The 1,103-nt window shown below is 40.0% G+C and carries 2 protein-coding genes; both read right to left on the bottom strand.

What is annotated here, in order from left to right; all coding sequences use genetic code 11:
- Window positions 1–86: 86 nt before the first annotated feature.
- Window positions 87–413 carry a hypothetical protein gene (locus tag G493_RS0122775; protein WP_028582203.1) on the bottom strand — a complete coding sequence of 109 codons (327 nt, stop codon included), beginning with the start codon at window positions 411–413 and terminating at the stop codon, window positions 87–89.
- A 27-nt stretch (window positions 414–440) separates the two neighbouring features.
- Window positions 441–1,103 (bottom strand): RHS repeat-associated core domain-containing protein (locus G493_RS30885; protein ID WP_035275775.1); only part of this gene is annotated, 663 nt, incomplete at its 5' end.

The raw sequence follows: 1,103 nt of genomic DNA, 5'->3' as shown, positions 1-1,103 counted from the left end.
ATTTGCCAAAGTGTTTGCTCCTGTTTATAAGGAGATACTTTAGCAAATCCCAGGCAATGTCGCCAGCCAAAAATTACACCCTGTGATCAGTTACAGTTTTTCAAAGTTTCCACTTTTACGTTACAAGCAGGGCAATTGCTCGGGCCAAGAAGTTCTTCATCATGAAAAAAAACTTCTTCGCATTTTGGACAGATGGCAGGGAAGCAGAGTTCTGTTGTTCCTGTTTCCCTTCTTCTTAACTGAAGAATTAATAGAAATAACCCTACGATTATAAATGAAATCCCTACGACCCATTGCAAACCACCTCTCAAATCATAAGAAAATTTATATCCAGCATGAACAGGTCTAAGAATGATCATAATACCAATAATAGGCAAAATCAGAACCTGGCTATAAGTAAACAGTGTTTTCATTGCACGCTTTTCAATTGACGTTGATTATCAAAGACATTCATCTTCATAAAGCTGTTGGTTATATTCCCAAAAAAATTGCATCTCACTGCTAAGATATCCCCATCCGCTCATTGGCCCTGGTAAAAATCCAGTAAAAAAATCCATAATTCCCTCTGAATAAGGACCTAGCCTATACGCCAAATTTGCAATCTGATTATACGCAGCAGCTCCACCCCAATATGCAACATAAGCACCGGTTACAGCATACTCACCACCGACAAGAAGGCCTTCACCAACAGCTCCAAATATTCCTAAAGAAGTGGCTACTGGTAAAGCATAGACTCCAAGTGCATAAAGTTTTAATATCGCCTCTTGTTGTAGTGCATTATTAACAGCTTCGTTACCTGCTATAGTATATGTATCCACTCCTAATTGTTGAGCTTGCAACTCCCGCTCTAATTCAGGGAACATCATGAAAACCATGTCTCTGTCAAGTCCCCAAGGATCGATAAAATTGACTGCATTCCCACCCACATAAGCATACAAATTAACTCCCCCGTCCAACCCTATAGGATCAGCAGAAATATACCGCCCAGTAGCAGGATCATAAAATCTATGCCAATTATAATACCTCCCACTCTCCAAATCATAATACTGCCCAGGAAAACGCAAATTATTCTTCACGTCTTCCACTGAAATCTCCACATCCCC

The organism is Desulfogranum japonicum DSM 18378 (genome assembly GCF_000429945.1).
In the GTDB taxonomy this organism is placed as follows: Bacteria; Desulfobacterota; Desulfobulbia; order Desulfobulbales; family Desulfobulbaceae; genus Desulfogranum; species Desulfogranum japonicum.
This window is presented reverse-complemented; position numbering and strand designations above follow the sequence as displayed.